Source organism: Enterobacter cloacae complex sp. P43RS (genome assembly GCF_014930585.1).
GTDB classification, from domain to species: Bacteria; Pseudomonadota; Gammaproteobacteria; order Enterobacterales; family Enterobacteriaceae; genus Enterobacter; species Enterobacter bugandensis.
In genome coordinates this window covers 17,623-33,444 of the sequence record NZ_JADBRJ010000001.1, presented here as the reverse complement: position 1 = coordinate 33,444, position 15,822 = coordinate 17,623, and the positions used below count along the sequence as shown (strand labels likewise).

Annotated in this window: 16 protein-coding genes; 7 read left to right on the top strand and 9 right to left on the bottom strand. The window is 60.0% G+C overall.

From position 1 onward, the window contains the following. Positions 1-271: 271 nt before the first annotated feature. From spy to IM294_RS00130, 6 genes are all read right to left on the bottom strand, one after another. On the bottom strand, positions 272-766 hold the full coding sequence (spy, locus tag IM294_RS00155; RefSeq protein WP_126817512.1) for an ATP-independent periplasmic protein-refolding chaperone Spy: 495 nt from the start codon (positions 764-766) through the stop codon (positions 272-274). A 337-nt stretch (positions 767-1,103) separates the two neighbouring features. Further along, positions 1,104-2,069, bottom strand: coding sequence for a succinylglutamate desuccinylase (gene astE / locus IM294_RS00150; RefSeq protein ID WP_063438327.1), 966 nt, complete (start codon positions 2,067-2,069; stop codon positions 1,104-1,106). Between the two features lie 10 nt (positions 2,070-2,079). Then, positions 2,080-3,405 carry an N-succinylarginine dihydrolase gene (gene astB, locus IM294_RS00145; protein WP_126817513.1) on the bottom strand — a complete coding sequence of 442 codons (1,326 nt, stop codon included), beginning with the start codon at positions 3,403-3,405 and terminating at the stop codon, positions 2,080-2,082. Next, positions 3,392-4,879, bottom strand: coding sequence for a succinylglutamate-semialdehyde dehydrogenase (gene astD, locus IM294_RS00140; protein ID WP_126817515.1), 1,488 nt, complete (start codon positions 4,877-4,879; stop codon positions 3,392-3,394). The genes astB and astD overlap by 14 nt, the downstream gene beginning before the upstream one ends. Then, positions 4,876-5,910 carry an arginine N-succinyltransferase gene (gene astA / locus IM294_RS00135; RefSeq protein WP_126817517.1) on the bottom strand — a complete coding sequence of 345 codons (1,035 nt, stop codon included), beginning with the start codon at positions 5,908-5,910 and terminating at the stop codon, positions 4,876-4,878. The genes astD and astA overlap by 4 nt, the downstream gene beginning before the upstream one ends. After that, positions 5,907-7,127, bottom strand: a complete 1,221-nt coding sequence (locus IM294_RS00130) for an aspartate aminotransferase family protein (RefSeq protein WP_028012790.1) — start codon at positions 7,125-7,127, stop codon at positions 5,907-5,909. The genes astA and IM294_RS00130 overlap by 4 nt, the downstream gene beginning before the upstream one ends. Positions 7,128-7,560: 433 nt before the next feature. Here IM294_RS00130 and xthA point away from each other — a divergent pair, with 433 nt between their 5' ends. The 6 genes from xthA (at position 7,561) to IM294_RS00100 (ending at position 13,736) form a co-directional block, all read left to right on the top strand. Next, positions 7,561-8,367: an exodeoxyribonuclease III gene (gene xthA, locus IM294_RS00125; protein ID WP_032644863.1), complete on the top strand. Its 807-nt coding sequence runs from the start codon at positions 7,561-7,563 to the stop codon at positions 8,365-8,367. Between the two features lie 6 nt (positions 8,368-8,373). Further along, on the top strand, positions 8,374-9,057 hold the full coding sequence (locus tag IM294_RS00120) for a TVP38/TMEM64 family protein (RefSeq protein WP_126817519.1): 684 nt from the start codon (positions 8,374-8,376) through the stop codon (positions 9,055-9,057). Between the two features lie 15 nt (positions 9,058-9,072). After that, positions 9,073-10,233, top strand: a complete 1,161-nt coding sequence (locus IM294_RS00115; protein WP_370552584.1) for an ABC transporter substrate-binding protein — start codon at positions 9,073-9,075, stop codon at positions 10,231-10,233. After that, positions 10,206-11,735: a thiamine ABC transporter permease gene (locus IM294_RS00110; RefSeq protein WP_045261597.1), complete on the top strand. Its 1,530-nt coding sequence runs from the start codon at positions 10,206-10,208 to the stop codon at positions 11,733-11,735. The genes IM294_RS00115 and IM294_RS00110 overlap by 28 nt, the downstream gene beginning before the upstream one ends. Beyond that, the gene (locus tag IM294_RS00105; RefSeq protein ID WP_126817523.1) at positions 11,735-12,355 is read left to right on the top strand and encodes an ATP-binding cassette domain-containing protein; all 621 of its coding nucleotides are present in this window, start codon (positions 11,735-11,737) and stop codon (positions 12,353-12,355) included. Before IM294_RS00110 ends, IM294_RS00105 begins: the two co-directional genes overlap by 1 nt. Before the next feature lie 73 nt (positions 12,356-12,428). Continuing rightward, a complete protein-coding gene (locus IM294_RS00100) occupies positions 12,429-13,736 on the top strand; it encodes a sulfurtransferase (protein WP_049136812.1) in 1,308 nt (435 codons plus the stop codon). On the opposite strand, the gene IM294_RS00095 is transcribed toward IM294_RS00100, so the two are convergent. Then, positions 13,733-14,350, bottom strand: a complete 618-nt coding sequence (locus IM294_RS00095; RefSeq protein WP_126817525.1) for a CDP-alcohol phosphatidyltransferase family protein — start codon at positions 14,348-14,350, stop codon at positions 13,733-13,735. The genes IM294_RS00100 and IM294_RS00095 overlap by 4 nt on opposite strands. Beyond that, positions 14,343-14,912: a carboxymuconolactone decarboxylase family protein gene (locus IM294_RS00090; protein WP_126817527.1), complete on the bottom strand. Its 570-nt coding sequence runs from the start codon at positions 14,910-14,912 to the stop codon at positions 14,343-14,345. The genes IM294_RS00095 and IM294_RS00090 overlap by 8 nt, the downstream gene beginning before the upstream one ends. 75 nt (positions 14,913-14,987) lie before the next feature. Between IM294_RS00090 and IM294_RS00085 the strand changes: the two genes are divergently transcribed. Then, complete coding sequence (locus tag IM294_RS00085) at positions 14,988-15,404, top strand: pyrimidine (deoxy)nucleoside triphosphate diphosphatase (RefSeq protein WP_028012781.1); 417 nt, start codon at positions 14,988-14,990, stop codon at positions 15,402-15,404. On the opposite strand, the gene IM294_RS00080 is transcribed toward IM294_RS00085, so the two are convergent. Then, a complete protein-coding gene (locus IM294_RS00080; RefSeq protein WP_028012780.1) occupies positions 15,364-15,636 on the bottom strand; it encodes a YnjH family protein in 273 nt (90 codons plus the stop codon). The genes IM294_RS00085 and IM294_RS00080 overlap by 41 nt on opposite strands. Positions 15,637-15,822: the final 186 nt, after the last annotated feature.

Here is a 15,822-nt window from a genome sequence, read left to right as displayed (position 1 = left end):
GCCAGGGCAAGGATATCGCTACCCCTGCAGTCTTGTTTGTTATCGTTAGGTATTCACAGACACAGTATCGGCAGCAGAGCGGGCAGGCCTTAGCGGAACGTTAATAAAAATGCTAACGCCATGACTCTACAGACATTCTCTGAAGCGACTACAGGAGAATACCGCGCTGGCGGCGGCAGGCAAGAGGGCAGAATAGAAAAACCGCCGGTCCTGTCCACAGCGATTTCGCTTTTGTGGACAGGATCCCGGCGGTCTTAAGAGAGTGAACCGATTATTCGGTTGGTGCTGGCATTTTACCTTCCATCGCCGGACGTTCTGTCAGACGCTTCTCAAAATTAGCATTAAACTGTTTTTTCTGTTCCGGGGTCAGAATGTTGTAGATCTTGTTCTGGGTTTCCATGTGGGCCAGCATGCGGGCTTTGTGCTGGTCGGCCATTTTATCGATCTGCGCTTCGGCTTTCGCCTTATCGAAGCTGTCGCTGGCAATAATGTCATGCATTGCGCGGCGCTCTTCCAGCGGAGGACGCTTCATCTGGTCACGCTGGCTTTTCATGATGTCGCGGATCTGCTGCTTCTGCGCGTCCGTCAGGTTCAAATCTTTGAACATCATCATCTCGTGGTGCATACCCGGCTTGCCTTTATGATGCATCATCATTTTGCCTTCAGCTGGCGCGGCGGTGGTGGTTGCGGTATCTGCGGCGAACGCCATGCTGGTAGCGCCCAGAGCCAGGGTAGAAGCAACAAACAGTGCAGTAAACTTACGCATAATTTATTTCCTTTCTTTCAGTTATTCTTCGGCGCTATGCCGTGTTGACGAGATTAACTTTACGGGGTTTATCGTCAATTAATCAGAGCAACGGTAAAACAATGAAAGTGTAAAAAACAATTTTTCGCCAAATGTGGAGGAAATAAGGATAAAGCGTGGAGAGTTGCAACAAGAAATATTCAATACGATGATTTTAAAGCTATTTAGCAGAAGTATAACGAAGTGACGGTGAATAATAAAGCAATTCGCCAGGAATATTCCGTAAAAGAAATCAGAGCGCTTTAATCGCTAAGAAAACATATTTACTTCCCCTCCCGGATGGTGAGAGGGGAAAGGTTCAGGTGAGTTTTTCCAACATCAGACCGGCCCGCAGGCCAAACGCTACGGAGGGGTTGGGGAACAGCACATATTCGGTGGTTTTCTGCACCTCGTAACGCTCTTCGCCATCTTCCGCCAGCAGAGCCCCTTTGCGAAACGGCGTGAAGTTCAGGGTGTGCGCGGCCATGTGAAGCTGGAAAGCCTCGCTGCGGCGGGTGATCTGCTGTACGACCCGGTACCGCTCAACGGGCTGATGTGCGTGCTCGGTAGCCGTCCCACCGAGCAGCGCCCGAAGCGCGAGCTCCGTTGGCGCAAAGCGCTTGAGATCGTTCTGTCCGAACGGTAGCGCTTTTCCCAGCTCCAGCGTACAGGACAGCGTGCCAAACCGTTCGCAAGTGAAGTGAGTAAAGGTCCCGCCCGGCGACTGATGAAACACCAGCGCCTCCAGCCCGGCATCCCCCAGCCAGCTCAGAAACGCTTCATCCCACGGCTGATTGCGCTGCGGCAGAACGCCGAATCTGACATGGTAAGAGGCGCGGATCGCTGTATGCAGATCCAGATGCCAGCGCGCCGGTCCCGCCGCGGCAAAAAACGTCGTCACGACGTTCTCCAGCCACTGCGCGCGCGCCGTTTCGTCACTCTGCGGAAACTGCGACCAGCGACCGCCGAACATGCGGTTAATGTCGCTAACCAGGTACCGTTTGTTTTGCGCCAGCGCAGGCGGATTGCCAAGCACCACCAGCACGCGGCACGCAAGGGATATCTCGCCGCGATACAGCGCGCGCAGCAGCCCATCGACGATCTCAACGGGTGCGGTTTCATTCCCATGGATCCCCGAGGAAAGCAGCAGCGATAACGCACTGCTGGACTTCGGCGTCAGCTCAAGCACCCCGCGCCCCAGCCACCGCCAGCGGAATGAGGGGCCTTCCCCCTCACTCTGGTCCGGCGTTTCATCGGCCAGGGTCAGCGCCAGTAAATTTTCCATATCCACTCCTTTAGCGCTGGAACGGGTAAACCGAGCCCAGCTGCAGGATTGACGATAACGCGTCCAGCGCCTCGCGCCCTTCGCGCAGCAGCTGCGGGTCAACCAGATCGGCCTGCGTCAACCGGTCGCGATAGTAGCGGTCCACCCAGTCGTTCAGGGTGTTAAAGAGCGTCTCATTCATCATGACTGCCGGGTTAACGGCCTGTATTTCATTTGGCGTTAACACGACCCGCAGGCGCAGACAGGCGGGACCACCGCCGTTAGCCATGCTTTCGCGCAGGTCAAACACGCGCAGCTCGTCAATCGGGTTATCGGCCTTCACCAGTTCGGTGAGGTAGAGCCACACGCCCCGATGATCCTGGGACTCCTGCGGCAGCACCAGCATCATGCTGCCGTCATCGCGGCTCAGCAGCTGGCTGTTGAACAGATAGGTTTCGACCGCGTCCTGCACGCTGACCGCCTGCGTTGGCACCTGGATCGGCATAAAGCCCGGCACGCGTTCGCGCAGCGTGGCGAGCAGCTTATCCTGATGGGCAAAGGCCTGCTCATGGCAGAACAGCACCTGGCGGTTGGACACGGCAATCACGTCGTTATGGAACACGCCCTGGTCGATCACGTGCGGGTTCTGCTGGGCAAAAATCACCTGGGAAGGATTGACCTGGTTCAGGCGCGCAACCGCCTGGCTGGCCGCGAGCGTCTGACGCGCTGGATAACGGGTTGGCGCGGCGTGGCCGCCCTCTTCCCGCCCGTAGATAAACAGCTGCACGGCGGGATCGCCGTAATCGCCACCCAGCCGGTTATGGTTGGCCGCGCCTTCGTCGCCAAACATCGCCACCTGCGGCAGGGCCTGATGGATCTCAAAATGGGCGTCATGCTTGAAAATAGCGCGCAGCACGCGCTCGGTGGTGTCCGCTTCGGTGGCGCGATGAAACTTATTATTCAGGTTCGCCACCGTCAGATGGACTTTACCATCCAGCGTATCGGCTGACGGCGCGACGGTGGCCGCGTTTGCCACCCACATTGAAGAGGCAGAACTTGCCGCAGAGAGCAAATGCGGCGTCTGCGTACCCGCTTTTTCGACGACCTGCTCGTCCGTACCGCTAAATCCTAGCTGGCGCAGCACCGCCACGTTAGGACGTTCCTGCGGCGGGATCACCGCCTGCGGGAAGCCGGCATCCGCCAGCGCCTTCATTTTTAGCAGCCCCTGCTTCGCCGCCAGCTTCGGGTTGGAGACCTGAAAGCGGTGCTTCGTCGAGGCTTCATTACCAAAGGAGAGACCGGCATAGTGGTGCGTCAGCCCCACCAGCCCGTCAAAGTTGACTTCACGCGCTTTCATGGCCTTCTCCCTTCGTAAAATCGAGCCCCGGGTTAAGCGTCTCCGGCAGCGTCAGCGCCGGGGTTTCCAGACTCGCCATCGGCCACGCGCAGTAATCGGCGGCATACCAGGCGCTGGCGCGATGGTTGCCCGAGGCGCCCACGCCGCCGAACGGCGCGGTGCTCGCCGCCCCGGTCAGCGGTTTATTCCAGTTCACGATCCCGGCACGCGCTTCCAGCAGCAGTTGTTCAAACTTCTCGCGATGCGGCGATATCAGCCCGCTCGACAGGCCGTAGCGGGTGTTATTCGCCATCGCAATGGCCGTATCAAAATCGTCGTAACGCCAGACACACAGCAGCGGGCCAAACACCTCTTCATCCGGAACGCTGCTCGCACCGCTCATCTCAACGATGCCCGGCGTCAGCAGCGAGGTACCCGGCTGAACCTGCTTCGGCTCCAGCAGGGTTTTCGCCCCGCGTGCAACGTGGTCCTGCCAGGCGTTGAGCACGTTCAGCGCGGCCTGTTCGGAGATCAGCCCGCCGATAAACGGCTGCGGATCGGCATCCCACGCGGCAGGCACCAGCCGCGCGCTCACCTCTACCAGACGCTTCAGGAAGGCATCCCCCTGCGCGCCGCGCTTGACCAGCAGGCGACGGGCGCAGGTGCAGCGCTGTCCGGCGGTAATAAAGGCGGACTGGATCGTCAGGTGTACCGCAGCGTCGATATCATCAGGATCTTCGACAATCAGCGGGTTGTTGCCGCCCATCTCCAGCGCCAGAATTTTCTCCGGCTGCCCCGCCAGCTGGCGGTGCAGCTGATAGCCCGTTCCGGCGCTGCCGGTAAACAGCAGGCCATCGATATCGCTCAGCGCGCTCAGCGCCTGGCCGGTTTCCCTCCCGCCCTGCACGAGGTTCAGCACGCCCGGCGGCAGCCCGGCCTGCTCCCACAGCTTCACCACCGCCTCGCCGGTTAACGGCGTAAGCTCGCTCGGTTTGAAGATGACGGTATTGCCCGCCAGCAGCGCGGGCACAATGTGACCATTCGGCAGATGCCCCGGGAAGTTATACGGGCCAAACACCGCCAGCACGCCGTGCGGACGGTGGCGCAGCGTGGCCGCGCCGTCCGGCATCTCAGTATGCTGCTCGCCGGTGCGGGTGTGGTACGCCTTAACCGAAATAGCGATTTTATTGATCATCGCCGTCACTTCGGTCGCCGCTTCCCAGCGCGGTTTGCTGGTTTCGGACGCGATGATGCGCGTCAGCTCGGCCTTGTTGGCCTCCAGCAGTCCGGCAAATTTTTCAATAAGCGCCTGGCGCTCGGCGAATGGCCGTTTTGCCCACGCGGGAAACGCGTGTCGTGCGGAACGGCAGGCCTGCTCGACCTGCGCGACGCTGGCGTCATTTCCCTTCCACAGCACCTCTTTTCCAACTGGATTGTTTTTTACGCGCTGTTCGCCTTCGCCCGTTACCCAGTCACCGTTAATCCATAATGTCATGCTGTTTTCTCCTCAGGGCAGAGACGCACCAGGCGAACCTTATCGCCGGCGTTACATTTCAGGGCATCCAGCTCTGCAGCCGTCAGCACCAGACGTTCACATTTCGGGTTGGTCCGCACCAGCATGGCGCGGAAGTTGGCGTAATTTTCGTTCGCCACCAGGCATGCCGGCCAGTCACCCGGCGCGGGCTGGCCTTCGGATACCTCAACCAGGCGGCTTTTGCGGATGGCGCGCACGCGGTCGATATCGCACTCAAGCGTTGGCCCGCCGTCAAAGATGTCGACATAGTTACGGTAGCGGAAGCCCTCTTTCTCCAGCACCGCGCGGGCAGGCGCGGTTTGCGGATGCACTTCGCCAATTACCGCCTGCGCTTCCGGCGTTAAGAAATGGGTATAGATAGGATGTTTAGGCATCAGCTCCGCGATAAACGCTTTCTGGCCGGTGCCGCAGAGATAGTCCGCCCGGCTGAACTCCATCGAGAAGAAGCGCTCGCCCAGGCTCTCCCAGAAGGGCGAGTAGCCTTTGTCGTCGATCACGCCGCGCATCTCTGCCACCACTTTTTCGTTAAAGCGATCGCGAAAAGCGGCCATAAACATAAAGCGCGATTTGGAGAGCAGATAGCCGTTGCCCTCTTTGCGCCACGCCGGGTCGAGGAACAGCGTACAGAGCTCGCTGGCGCCCGTGTGGTCATTGCAAAGAAACAGCGTGGGCAGCGCGTTATAGACGTTCAGCTCTTTCGAGGCGTGAACCATGGTGCCGACGCGGTAGTTGTACCACGGGTCGTTAAGCCCGACGGCCACTTCGATGGCGCAGATCCCGGCCACGCTCCCCGTTTCGGTGTCTTCCAGCACGAACACGTAACCCTGTTCGCTTTTTGGCAACGTCCCCTGCCAGGTTTGCAGGGCGCGCTCAATGCGCGCCGACAGCGTTTTTTCATCGGCAGGAAGCGAGGTCAGCCCGCCTCCCGTCTTACCGGCAAGCTGCATGAGCCCGGCTATATCGCCGCGCTCAACGGGACGGATGACCATCATGATGACACCCCGGATTTCACCTTCTCACACGCCAGCGCAAAACGATCCAGACCGGTTTGTACCTCTTCCTCGCTGACGATCAGCGCAGGGGCAAAACGCACCACGTTGGCACCGGCAATCAGCACCATCACGCCCGCTTTTGCCGCTTCCTGTGAAATAAGCTTCGCTTTTCCGGCAAACTCAGCCGTGAGCTCGCAGCCGATCAACAGCCCCAGGCCGCGAATTTCTTTAAACAGGCCAAGCTTGCCGTTGATGGCGTTCAGGCGCTCAACGAACCACTCGTGACGCTGCTTAACGCCCTTCAGCACCTCAGGGGTGTTAATGATGTCGAGCACCTGTCCGGCGACGGCGGTGGCCAGCGGATTGCCGCCGTAGGTGGTGCCGTGGGTGCCCACGGTCATCACGCTGGCGAATTTATCGGTGGTCAGCGTCGCGCCAATCGGGAAGCCGCCGCCCAGCGCTTTGGCGGTAGAGAGAACGTCCGGCGTCACGCCGTAGTGCATATAGGCATACAGCTCGCCGGTGCGGCCCACGCCGGTCTGCACTTCGTCGAAAATCAGGACCGCGTCGTGACGGTCGCACAGCTCGCGCAGCCCCTGCAGGAATGCCTTTTGCGCCGGAAGCACGCCGCCCTCGCCCTGCATCGGTTCGACAATCACCGCGCAGGTGGTGTCGTTAATCAGCTCGCTGGCGGACTGAAGATCGTTATAAATGCCGTGGCGAATATCCGGCGGCAGCGGAGCGAAATCCTGCGAATAAGAAGGCTGGCCGCCCGCGCTCACGGTAAAGAGCGTGCGCCCGTGGAAAGCATTTTTAAACGCCACAATCCCGCTCTTGTGCGTCCCAAACTTGTCGTGGGCATATTTGCGCGCCAGCTTCAGCGCCGCTTCGTTGGCTTCCGCGCCGGAGTTACAGAAAAAGACTTTTTCAGCGAAGGTCGCGTCAATCAGCTTTTTCGCCAGGCGCAGTGCGGGCTCGTTGGTAAAGCCGTTGCCGGTATGCCAGAACTTCGCCGCCTGGTCGTTCAGCGCCTGACGCAGCGCCGGGTGGGCATGACCCAGCGCATTCACCGCAATCCCCCCGGCAAAGTCGATATACTCTTTACCCTGCTGATCCCACAGGCGTGAGCCTTCCCCGCGAACCGGAATAAAAGCCGCCGGAGCGTAAACCGGCATCATCCATTCATCGAAATTTTCACGCGTAATTGACAGAGACATAGCGACCTCATCCGGTAAATAAAAAGTTATTTGAATGTTAAATAATTGAGTGTTTGCACTGTGAATGTAGATTGCAGCCTTCGTGCCAGCCAGCGATAAAAATGCATAAACGGGGTGAGGTAACAGAATATCAATAGGTTACAATATGGAGTTATTCACTGTTAGTGCATAAAAAGTGAATATTTTTACGACAAGCGGCGCTTTGCCGCATGAAAATCAGAAAGAGTATGCACAGGCCAAATATAATTCTGGAATTGTGATCGCTCGCGAAATTTATCGGCCCTTTACGCCCTGTTTGAGGGCGAAGCGCGTCAGAATGGTGCAAATATTGCACCACCGGCAATATCTGTCGCAGTTATTGGTCGAACCCGGTAACAGTTGACGCAAATTCTGCTACCATCCATGCACTATTCACCTTGCACTGGCAGCGACTATGAAATTTGTCTCTTTTAATATCAACGGCCTGCGCGCCCGCCCTCATCAGCTAGAAGCCATTGTTGAGCAACATCAGCCAGATGTGATCGGCCTGCAGGAGACCAAGGTACACGACGACATGTTCCCCCTCGAAGAGGTGGCGAAACTCGGCTACAACGTCTTTTACCACGGTCAGAAAGGTCACTATGGCGTCGCGCTGCTCACCAAAGACACGCCGGTTTCCGTGCGCCGCGGCTTCCCCGGCGACGGTGAAGAAGCCCAGCGCCGCATCATCATGGCGGAAGTGCCTTCCGCGCTCGGGAATATTACGGTCATTAACGGCTATTTCCCGCAGGGTGAGAGCCGCGATCACGAGACAAAATTCCCGGCCAAAGCGAAGTTTTATCAGGATCTGCAGAACTATCTGACGACCGAACTGAAAAAAGAGAATCCGGTGCTGATCATGGGCGACATGAACATCAGCCCGACGGATCTGGATATCGGCATCGGCGAAGAGAACCGCAAGCGCTGGCTGCGCACCGGCAAATGCTCCTTCCTGCCGGAAGAGCGTGAGTGGATGGAGCGCCTGCTGGGCTGGGGCCTGGTGGATACCTTCCGCAATGCCAACCCGGAAACGCAGGATCGCTTCTCGTGGTTTGACTACCGCTCGAAGGGCTTTGACGACAACCGCGGCCTGCGTATCGATCTGCTGCTGGCGAGTACGCCGCTGGCGGAGCGCTGCATCGAAACCGGGATCGACTACGACATCCGCAGTATGGAAAAACCGTCGGACCACGCGCCGGTATGGGCTAAATTCAAGCTGTAATCGCGCGTGAATATACGAAAAATACTCTTCCTGTGCGCCCTTCTGGGCGCATTTCTTATGACATTTGTCATTCTGCCGCCTGACACGCTCTCTCTGGCAGGAATTAAAACCCACCAGCAGACGCTACTCTCCCATGTCGACCACGCGCCGCTGCGTAGCGCGCTGATCTTCTTTGCGCTTTACGTGGCGGTTTCCGCTCTCTCGATACCCGGCGCGGCGGTTCTGACCCTGCTGGGCGGGGCGTTATTTACGCTGTGGGAAGGCACCGTGCTGGTTTCGTTTGCCTCCACGCTCGGGGCCACGCTGGCGATGCTCGCCAGCCGTTACCTGCTGCGCGACTGGGTGCAGCGGCGGTTTGCCCGACAGATGGCAACGGTAAATGCGGGCATGGCGCGCGACGGCGCGGGCTATCTTTTTGCCCTGCGCCTGATGCCGCTGTTCCCGTTTTTCCTGGTGAATTTACTGATGGGGCTGACCCGCATCACGGTCCGGCGCTACTGGTGGGTCAGCCAGCTCGCCATGCTGCCCGCGACGGTTATCTTTCTGAACGCCGGGCGGGAGCTGGGAAAAGTGGCATCGCTGCGCGATATTTTGTCGCCGGGCGTGATATTCGCCTTTACACTACTGGGGTTATTACCGCTGGTTACGCGCCGGCTGTTTTCCCGCTATCTCCCTGCTGATAAAAAGTGAGGCATTATGCGCCGTGTGCGTTTTTGCACGTTTCTGACCGGTCTGCTGCTGGCAGCCCCCCTCTATGCCGCCGACGGCTGGCAAGCTATTCAACAGCAGGCCAAAGGCCAGACCGTCTGGTTTAACGCCTGGGGCGGCGATCCGGCGGTTAACCGCTACCTTGAGTGGGTCAGCGGTGAGATGCAAACGCACTATGCCATCACCCTAAAAATCGTCCCGCTGGCGGATGCCGCCGATGCGGTCAAACGTATTCAGACGGAAGCCGCCGCAGGGCGTAAAACCAACGGCTCGGTCGACCTCCTGTGGGTGAACGGCGAGAACTTCCGCACGCTAAAAGAGGCGAACCTGCTACAAACCGGGTGGGCGCAGGGTCTGCCCAACTGGCGCTATGTCGATACCCGTAAACCCGTTACGGAAGATTTTGCCATTCCAACCGACGGGGCGGAATCGCCGTGGGGCGGCGCGCAGCTGACTTTTATCGCCCGCAAAGCCAGCATGCCAATGCCGCCGGAGGATCCGCAGGCGCTGCTGGCGTACGCGCAGCAGCACCCGGGCAAGGTGAGCTATCCTCGCCCACCCGATTTTACCGGCACGGCCTTTCTTGAGCAGCTGCTGCTGACGCTTTCGGCGCATCCCGAGGCGTTACAAAAAGCGCCTGATGATACGTTTGCCCAGGTTACGGCGCCGCTCTGGGCCTACCTCGATAAACTGCACCCGCTGCTGTGGCGTGAAGGAAAAGACTTCCCTCCCTCACCCGCCCGGATGGATGCCCTGCTCGCCAGCGGAAGTCTGAACCTGTCGCTGACCTTTAACCCGGCGCATGCGCAGCAAAAAGTGGCGAGCGGCGAACTGCCTGCCGACAGCTACAGCTTTGGTTTTCAGGACGGGATGCTCGGCAACGTGCATTTTGTAGCTATTCCGGCTAATGCCAGCGCGAGCGCGGGGGCGAAAGTGGTCGCCAATTTCCTGCTGTCGCCGCAGGCGCAGATCCGCAAGGCCGACCCGGCCATTTGGGGAGATCCGAGCGTGCTGGATGCGAAAACGCTGCCCGAAGGTGAAGCGAAACAGCTGCAGGCCCACACGCCTCAGGGGCTACCGAAGGTGCTCCCGGAGCCGCAGTCCGCGTGGGTGAACGCGCTGGAGCAGGAATGGCTGCGTCGTTACGGCACCCGTTAGGCTGGCTTGTCTGGCTGGCGATGACGGTGATTTATCTGCCGATCCTGCCCGCTGGCACCGTGCTGTTCGCGCCGGCCTTTTCCGTGACGAACTGGCAGCGGCTGCTAAACGATCCTCAGTTGCCGCAGGCAGCCGTTGCCACGCTGGTCTCAACGCTTATCGCTACGCTGGGGGCCTTGTTTATCGCCCTTTCCCTCGTGGCTCTTTTCTGGCCCGGCACCCGCTGGCGGCGCCTCAGCACGCGCCTGCCGTGGCTGCTGGCGATCCCCCACGTGGCCTTCGCCACCAGCGCGCTACTGCTGTTTGCCGAGGGCGGACTGTTTTATCAGGTTTGTACCGTCTGTTCGCCGCCGTTTGACCGCTACGGCGTAGGGCTGGGCCTGACGCTCGCGGTCAAAGAGAGCGCATTCGTGCTGTGGGCCATTTACGCCGTGCTGCCGGAAAAAGGGCTCGCGCAGCAGAAGATCGTCCTGCAAACCTTTGGCTACGGGCGTTTTCAGACGCTCAGCTGGCTGATCCTTCCGGCGATCGCGCCCGTCCTCGGGGCGGTGATGCTGGCGGTGCTGGCGTGGTCGCTGTCGGTTGTGGACGTAGCGATCGTTCTCGGGCCCGGCAACCCGCCCACGCTGGCCGTGCTGGCCTGGCAGTGGCTGAGCCAGGGCGACGCGCAGCAGCAGGTGAAAGGGACACTGCTGTGCCTGGTGCTCCTTCTTTTGCTGGCCGCGCTTGCCGCGCTGGGGTACGGCCTGTGGAAGGTCTGGCGTCGCGCGATTCCGGACCTGAGCGGGACGCGCCGCAGGTTGCATCTCGTCCTGCCTGAACGCGCATTCAGCGGCTTTTTGCCCGCATGCGGCCTCCTTTGCGCCGCCGTGCTGTTGATGCTGGCGCAGCGGGACGACGTAGGTCCCGTGGGAACCAGCCTCTCCTTCGGTCTGCTTTCGAGCCTTATCGCCCTGATCGTCATTTTTCTCTGGCTGGAATGGGGACCGCAGCGCGGCGCGGCATGGGTGTGGCTACCGCTCGCCCTTCCGGCACTGCCGCTCGTCACCGGGCAATACGCGATTGCTTTGCATCTGGGTCTCGACGGAGGCTTTATCGCCGTCCTCTGGAGCCATCTGCTGTGGGTGCTACCGTGGATGCTATTGGTGCTGCAGCCCGCCTGGCGGCGGATCGATCCCCGGCTTATCCTTACCGCCAGAACGCTCGGCTGGCGGCGGGCAAAAATTTTCTGCCTGCTGAAATGTCCCCTGCTGGTGCGTCCTGCGCTGCTGGCCTTTGCCACCGGCTTTTCCGTCAGCATGGCCCAATATATGCCGACCCTGTGGCTGGGCGCGGGACGTTTCGCCACGCTGACCACCGAGACCGTCGCGCTCAGCAGTGGAGGCAGCATCCCGGTTCTCGCTAACCGTGCCCTGGGATTACTGCTGGTCACGGGCGTCGTATTCGGTCTTGCTGCGCTGTTATCCCGGCTCGCGGGCCGCTACCGTCAAGGATTACGCTAATGCTCAAGGTCAATGATCTCACCATCGAACCGCTTTTCCGCGAGGTCAATTTTTGCGTACCCCGCGGGGAGATTGTCACCCTGAAGGGGCCGTCCGGCAGCGGCAAATCGACCCTCTTTGCCTGGATGGTCGGCGCGTTGTCAGAGGATTTTCAGGCGCGGGGCGAACTGTGGATCGGCGAACGCCGCTGCGACGGTTTGCCCGTCGAATCCCGCGGTCTGGGGATTCTTTTTCAGGACGCGCTGCTGTTCGACCCTTTCAGCGTTGGGCAAAATTTGCTGCTGGCCTTGCCTGAGCGGATCGCGGGACGCGCACGGCGGGAAGCGGTCAAGCAGGCGCTGGATTCCGCCGGGCTTGGCGGTCATTACGACAGCGATCCGGCCACCCTTTCCGGCGGAGAGCGCGCCCGGGTGAGCCTGCTGCGCGCCCTGCTCGCAGAGCCGCAGGCGCTGCTGCTGGACGAACCGTTCAGCCGCCTTGATAAAGCGTTACGCACGACGTTCCGGGCATGGGTATTTGACGCCGTCCGCGCGCGCAATATTCCGGTGGTGCTGGTCACCCATGACGAGGACGATATACCGCCCGGCGGCGAGGTGATGGAGATTTCTCGCTGGCAATAATGTGCTAACGCAATGTTTTCCGTTTCGGGAGAGACGACAATGCCCCCCTCTTTTACTGACGTCAGGTTATTCGATGAAACGTGTTTCTCAACTGACCGCGCTGGCCCTGATCTGCGGCCTCGCCTCTTTTTCCTCTCAGGCTGCTGATATGGCCAACGCGATGACGCTGTCTCAGCTTCAGGCGCAGCACGGCGCGGCAATCGACACCCGCCCCAGCGCCTTCTATAACGGCTGGCCGCAGACCCTCAGCGGTCCTTCCGGGCACGAACCCGCTGCGCTCAACCTGGCAGCCGCCTGGCTTAGCGCCATGAGCGACGAGCAGATTGCACTTTGGGCAAAACAGCATCAGCTTACCCCTGCGACGTCCATCGCGCTGTATGGCGACGAGAACGATAACCAGGCGGTGAAAGCCCGTCTGGAGAAAGCTGGTTACCGCCACGTTTCGCTGCTCAGCGATGCTCTGCAGACGCCCGATCGCCTTCAGCGCCTGCCCCACTTTGAACAGTTGGTTTACCCGCAGTGGATCCACCGGCTTCAGCAGGGCAAACCGGTGACCGCCGCGCCGGCGGGCGAATGGAAAGTCATAGAGGCGGCCTGGGGCGCGCCGAAGTTTTACCTGCTTAACCACATTCCCGGCGCGGGCTACATTGACACCAACGAGGTGGAAAGCGAGCCGCTGTGGAACAAAGTCTCCGACGACAGGCTGAAAGCAATGCTGGCAAAGCACGGGATCCGTCACGATACCACCGTCATTCTGTACGGGCGCGACGTTTACGCCGCCGCGCGCGTGGCGCAGATCATGCTCTACGCGGGCGTGAAGGATGTGCGCCTTCTCGATGGCGGCTGGAAGGCGTGGTCAGATGCCGGTCTGCCGGTTGAGCGCGGTACGCCCGGCAAAGTGGCTCCTGCCCCTGATTTTGGCGCGCCGATCCCCGGCCAGCCGCAGCTGATGGTGGATATGGAACAGGCGCGCGGCATGCTGCACCGTCAGGATGCCTCCCTGGTCAGCATTCGTTCGTGGCCGGAGTTTATCGGCGAAACCAGCGGCTACAGCTACATCAAGCCAAAAGGTGAAATTGCCGGCGCCCGCTGGGGTCACGCGGGCAGCGATGCCACCCACATGGAGGATTTCCATAACCCGGATGGCACCATGCGCAGCGCTGACGACATCGCCGCCCAGTGGAAGCGCTGGAATATTCTGCCGGAACAGCAGGTCGCGTTTTACTGCGGCACCGGCTGGCGGGCGTCCGAAACCTTTATGTACGCCCGGGCGATGGGCTGGAAAAATATTGCCGTCTATGACGGCGGCTGGTACGAATGGAGCAGTCACCCGCAGAACCCGGTCACCGCCGGAGAGCGCGGACCAGAGAGTGCCCTCTAACGGGTGAGTGACTTCAGCGTCACGTAGCCGCTCCAGATGCGCGTTGTGGTGGTCAGCCAGCACAGCGCGCCGAATATCCACGCGAACAGCGTAAACTGTGCCGGAAACAGGCAGCACAGCACGAACAGCGCGATGGTCTCCGTCCCTTCCGTTAACCCGCCGATATAGTAAAACGACTTATGCGCATAGCCGGGGTTGTCGATCTCGTGCTTCGCCGCCAGCGCGGCAAAGGCGAGAAAACTGCTGCCGGTGCCGATAAACGCAAACAACAGCCAGGCCGCCGCCAGCGCATTCGCTGCGGGTGCAGCCAGCGCAAAGCCAAACGGCACCAGCGCATAGAACAGAAAATCGAGGGCGATATCGAGAAACCCTCCCGCATCCGTCAGCCCTCTCCGACGCGCCAGCGCGCCGTCCAGACCATCCAGCAGGCGGTTCAGGACGATGGCGGCCAGCGCCGCCGGATACCAGCCGAGGGCCAGAAACGGCAACGCCAGCAGGCCGATGGCAAACCCGGCAAGCGTTAATCCGTCGGGCGTAACGCCCGGCTTATCCAGCACGGATACCAGACGGTCCAGAGCGGGCTTTACCCGCGGGTGCAGGTGACGGTCAAGCATCAGGCTTCCCCTTAAACGTGGCGCACAGCCCCTGTGCCGGTATATCCAGCGCGGCATTAAACCGGGCCGAGAGATTCTGAAAGGCAATGAGCGCCGTCATTTCAGTGATGGCATCATCCGTAAAGTGGCGTTTCATCGCCATTTTGACTGCCTCATCCACCCGGGGCGGCGTGGCGGTCACCGCCTCCGCATAGGCCAGCGCCGCGCGTTCCTGTTCACTGAACACGTCAGAATCAGCCCAGCCGCTTACGGCCTGGACTTTATCCAGCGCGCCGCAGCGCTCGGCCAGACGCAGGCTGTTGGCGTCAATGCAGAACGCACAGTGGCACAGCTGCGATACGCGCGTCATGAGCAGCGAGCGCAGCACTGGCGTCAGGCGCGCTTTTCTGCGCTCCAGAAACCCCACAAACAAAGCGACCAGCCAGAACAGACGCGGCATGCGTCCCCACCAGCGCGTGGGGTTCAGCACGGCACCGAAGTGTTTTTGCTGCATGGCGGCAATAGGTTTTACGCTCGCCGGAAGGGTTGGGATGGGCTCTACCCAGGTGGACGTCTCTTTCACCTGATTCTCCTGATGGCTGGACTCTTTGAAAGGGCACGATAATATGGCGTTTTTCGCTATCAAGTATTGACGACCATGCTAAAAACAGTCGATGTCGTTGCGGCCATCATCGAAAAAGACGACAAAATTTTACTGGCACAGCGCCCTGCTCACGCCGACCAGCCGGGAATGTGGGAGTTCGCTGGCGGCAAAGTGGAGGCCGGAGAAACCCAGCCTGAGGCGCTTATCCGCGAGCTGCGTGAAGAGCTGGGTATCGAGGCTCAGCCTGAGCAGTACGTGGCGAGCCATCAGCGCGAGGTATCACAGCGGTTAATCAACCTGCACGCCTGGCACGTACCCCGCTTCAGCGGAGAGTTAACGGCGCACTACCACAGCGCGCTGGCGTGGTGTACGCCGGAAGAGGCTTTCAGTTATGAGTTAGCTCCGGCGGATATTCCGCTGCTGGAGGCGTTTATTCTTTTACGCGCCGCCAGACCAGCGGGTTCGTGCTGATAGTGCGCTCGTCGCGCTGGCACTGCAGCAGCACGCCGTCAGCCTTCACCACCGCCCCTTCGGAATAATTCTGATCCTGATAAATGCAGCACTGGTTACACGGCTGCGCGCGCTGGCCGCTGGAGCTAAAGACCTCCGGCGGCACGTTTACCTCCACGTCCGGGCGAATGCGGTCCGCCTGCGCGCCTGCGGTCAACATCAACGATAGCGCTGCCATCACGTAACGGTTCATAGACTTCTCTTCCTGTTGTGTCCTGATAATGACTATAACGGTAAATCGGGCAGAATCTTTAATTTAGCGCGCCATCGCTTTTTGTTATGACGCGGCACGGGTCATTAATTTCCCTTTCGGTCCACATTTCTGCTTGCTTCACAAAGCGGTACGGGTGGTATAGTCAAAAAAACAACACAAATCGCA

Bases quoted from the DNA above. Each gene is read 5' to 3' on its own strand.
- spy (WP_126817512.1), bottom strand. From the start codon at position 766: ATGCGTAAGTTTACTGCACTGTTTGTTGCTTCTACCCTGGCTCTGGGC.
- astE (WP_063438327.1), bottom strand. From the start codon at position 2,069: ATGGAAAATTTACTGGCGCTGACCCTGGCCGATGAAACGCCGGACCAG.
- astB (WP_126817513.1), bottom strand. From the start codon at position 3,405: ATGAAAGCGCGTGAAGTCAACTTTGACGGGCTGGTGGGGCTGACGCAC.
- astD (WP_126817515.1), bottom strand. From the start codon at position 4,879: ATGACATTATGGATTAACGGTGACTGGGTAACGGGCGAAGGCGAACAG.
- astA (WP_126817517.1), bottom strand. From the start codon at position 5,910: ATGATGGTCATCCGTCCCGTTGAGCGCGGCGATATAGCCGGGCTCATG.
- IM294_RS00130 (WP_028012790.1), bottom strand. From the start codon at position 7,127: ATGTCTCTGTCAATTACGCGTGAAAATTTCGATGAATGGATGATGCCG.
- xthA (WP_032644863.1), top strand. From the start codon at position 7,561: ATGAAATTTGTCTCTTTTAATATCAACGGCCTGCGCGCCCGCCCTCAT.
- IM294_RS00110 (WP_045261597.1), top strand. From the start codon at position 10,206: ATGGCTGCGTCGTTACGGCACCCGTTAGGCTGGCTTGTCTGGCTGGCG.
- IM294_RS00105 (WP_126817523.1), top strand. From the start codon at position 11,735: ATGCTCAAGGTCAATGATCTCACCATCGAACCGCTTTTCCGCGAGGTC.
- IM294_RS00100 (WP_049136812.1), top strand. From the start codon at position 12,429: ATGAAACGTGTTTCTCAACTGACCGCGCTGGCCCTGATCTGCGGCCTC.
- IM294_RS00095 (WP_126817525.1), bottom strand. From the start codon at position 14,350: ATGCTTGACCGTCACCTGCACCCGCGGGTAAAGCCCGCTCTGGACCGT.
- IM294_RS00085 (WP_028012781.1), top strand. From the start codon at position 14,988: ATGCTAAAAACAGTCGATGTCGTTGCGGCCATCATCGAAAAAGACGAC.
- IM294_RS00080 (WP_028012780.1), bottom strand. From the start codon at position 15,636: ATGAACCGTTACGTGATGGCAGCGCTATCGTTGATGTTGACCGCAGGC.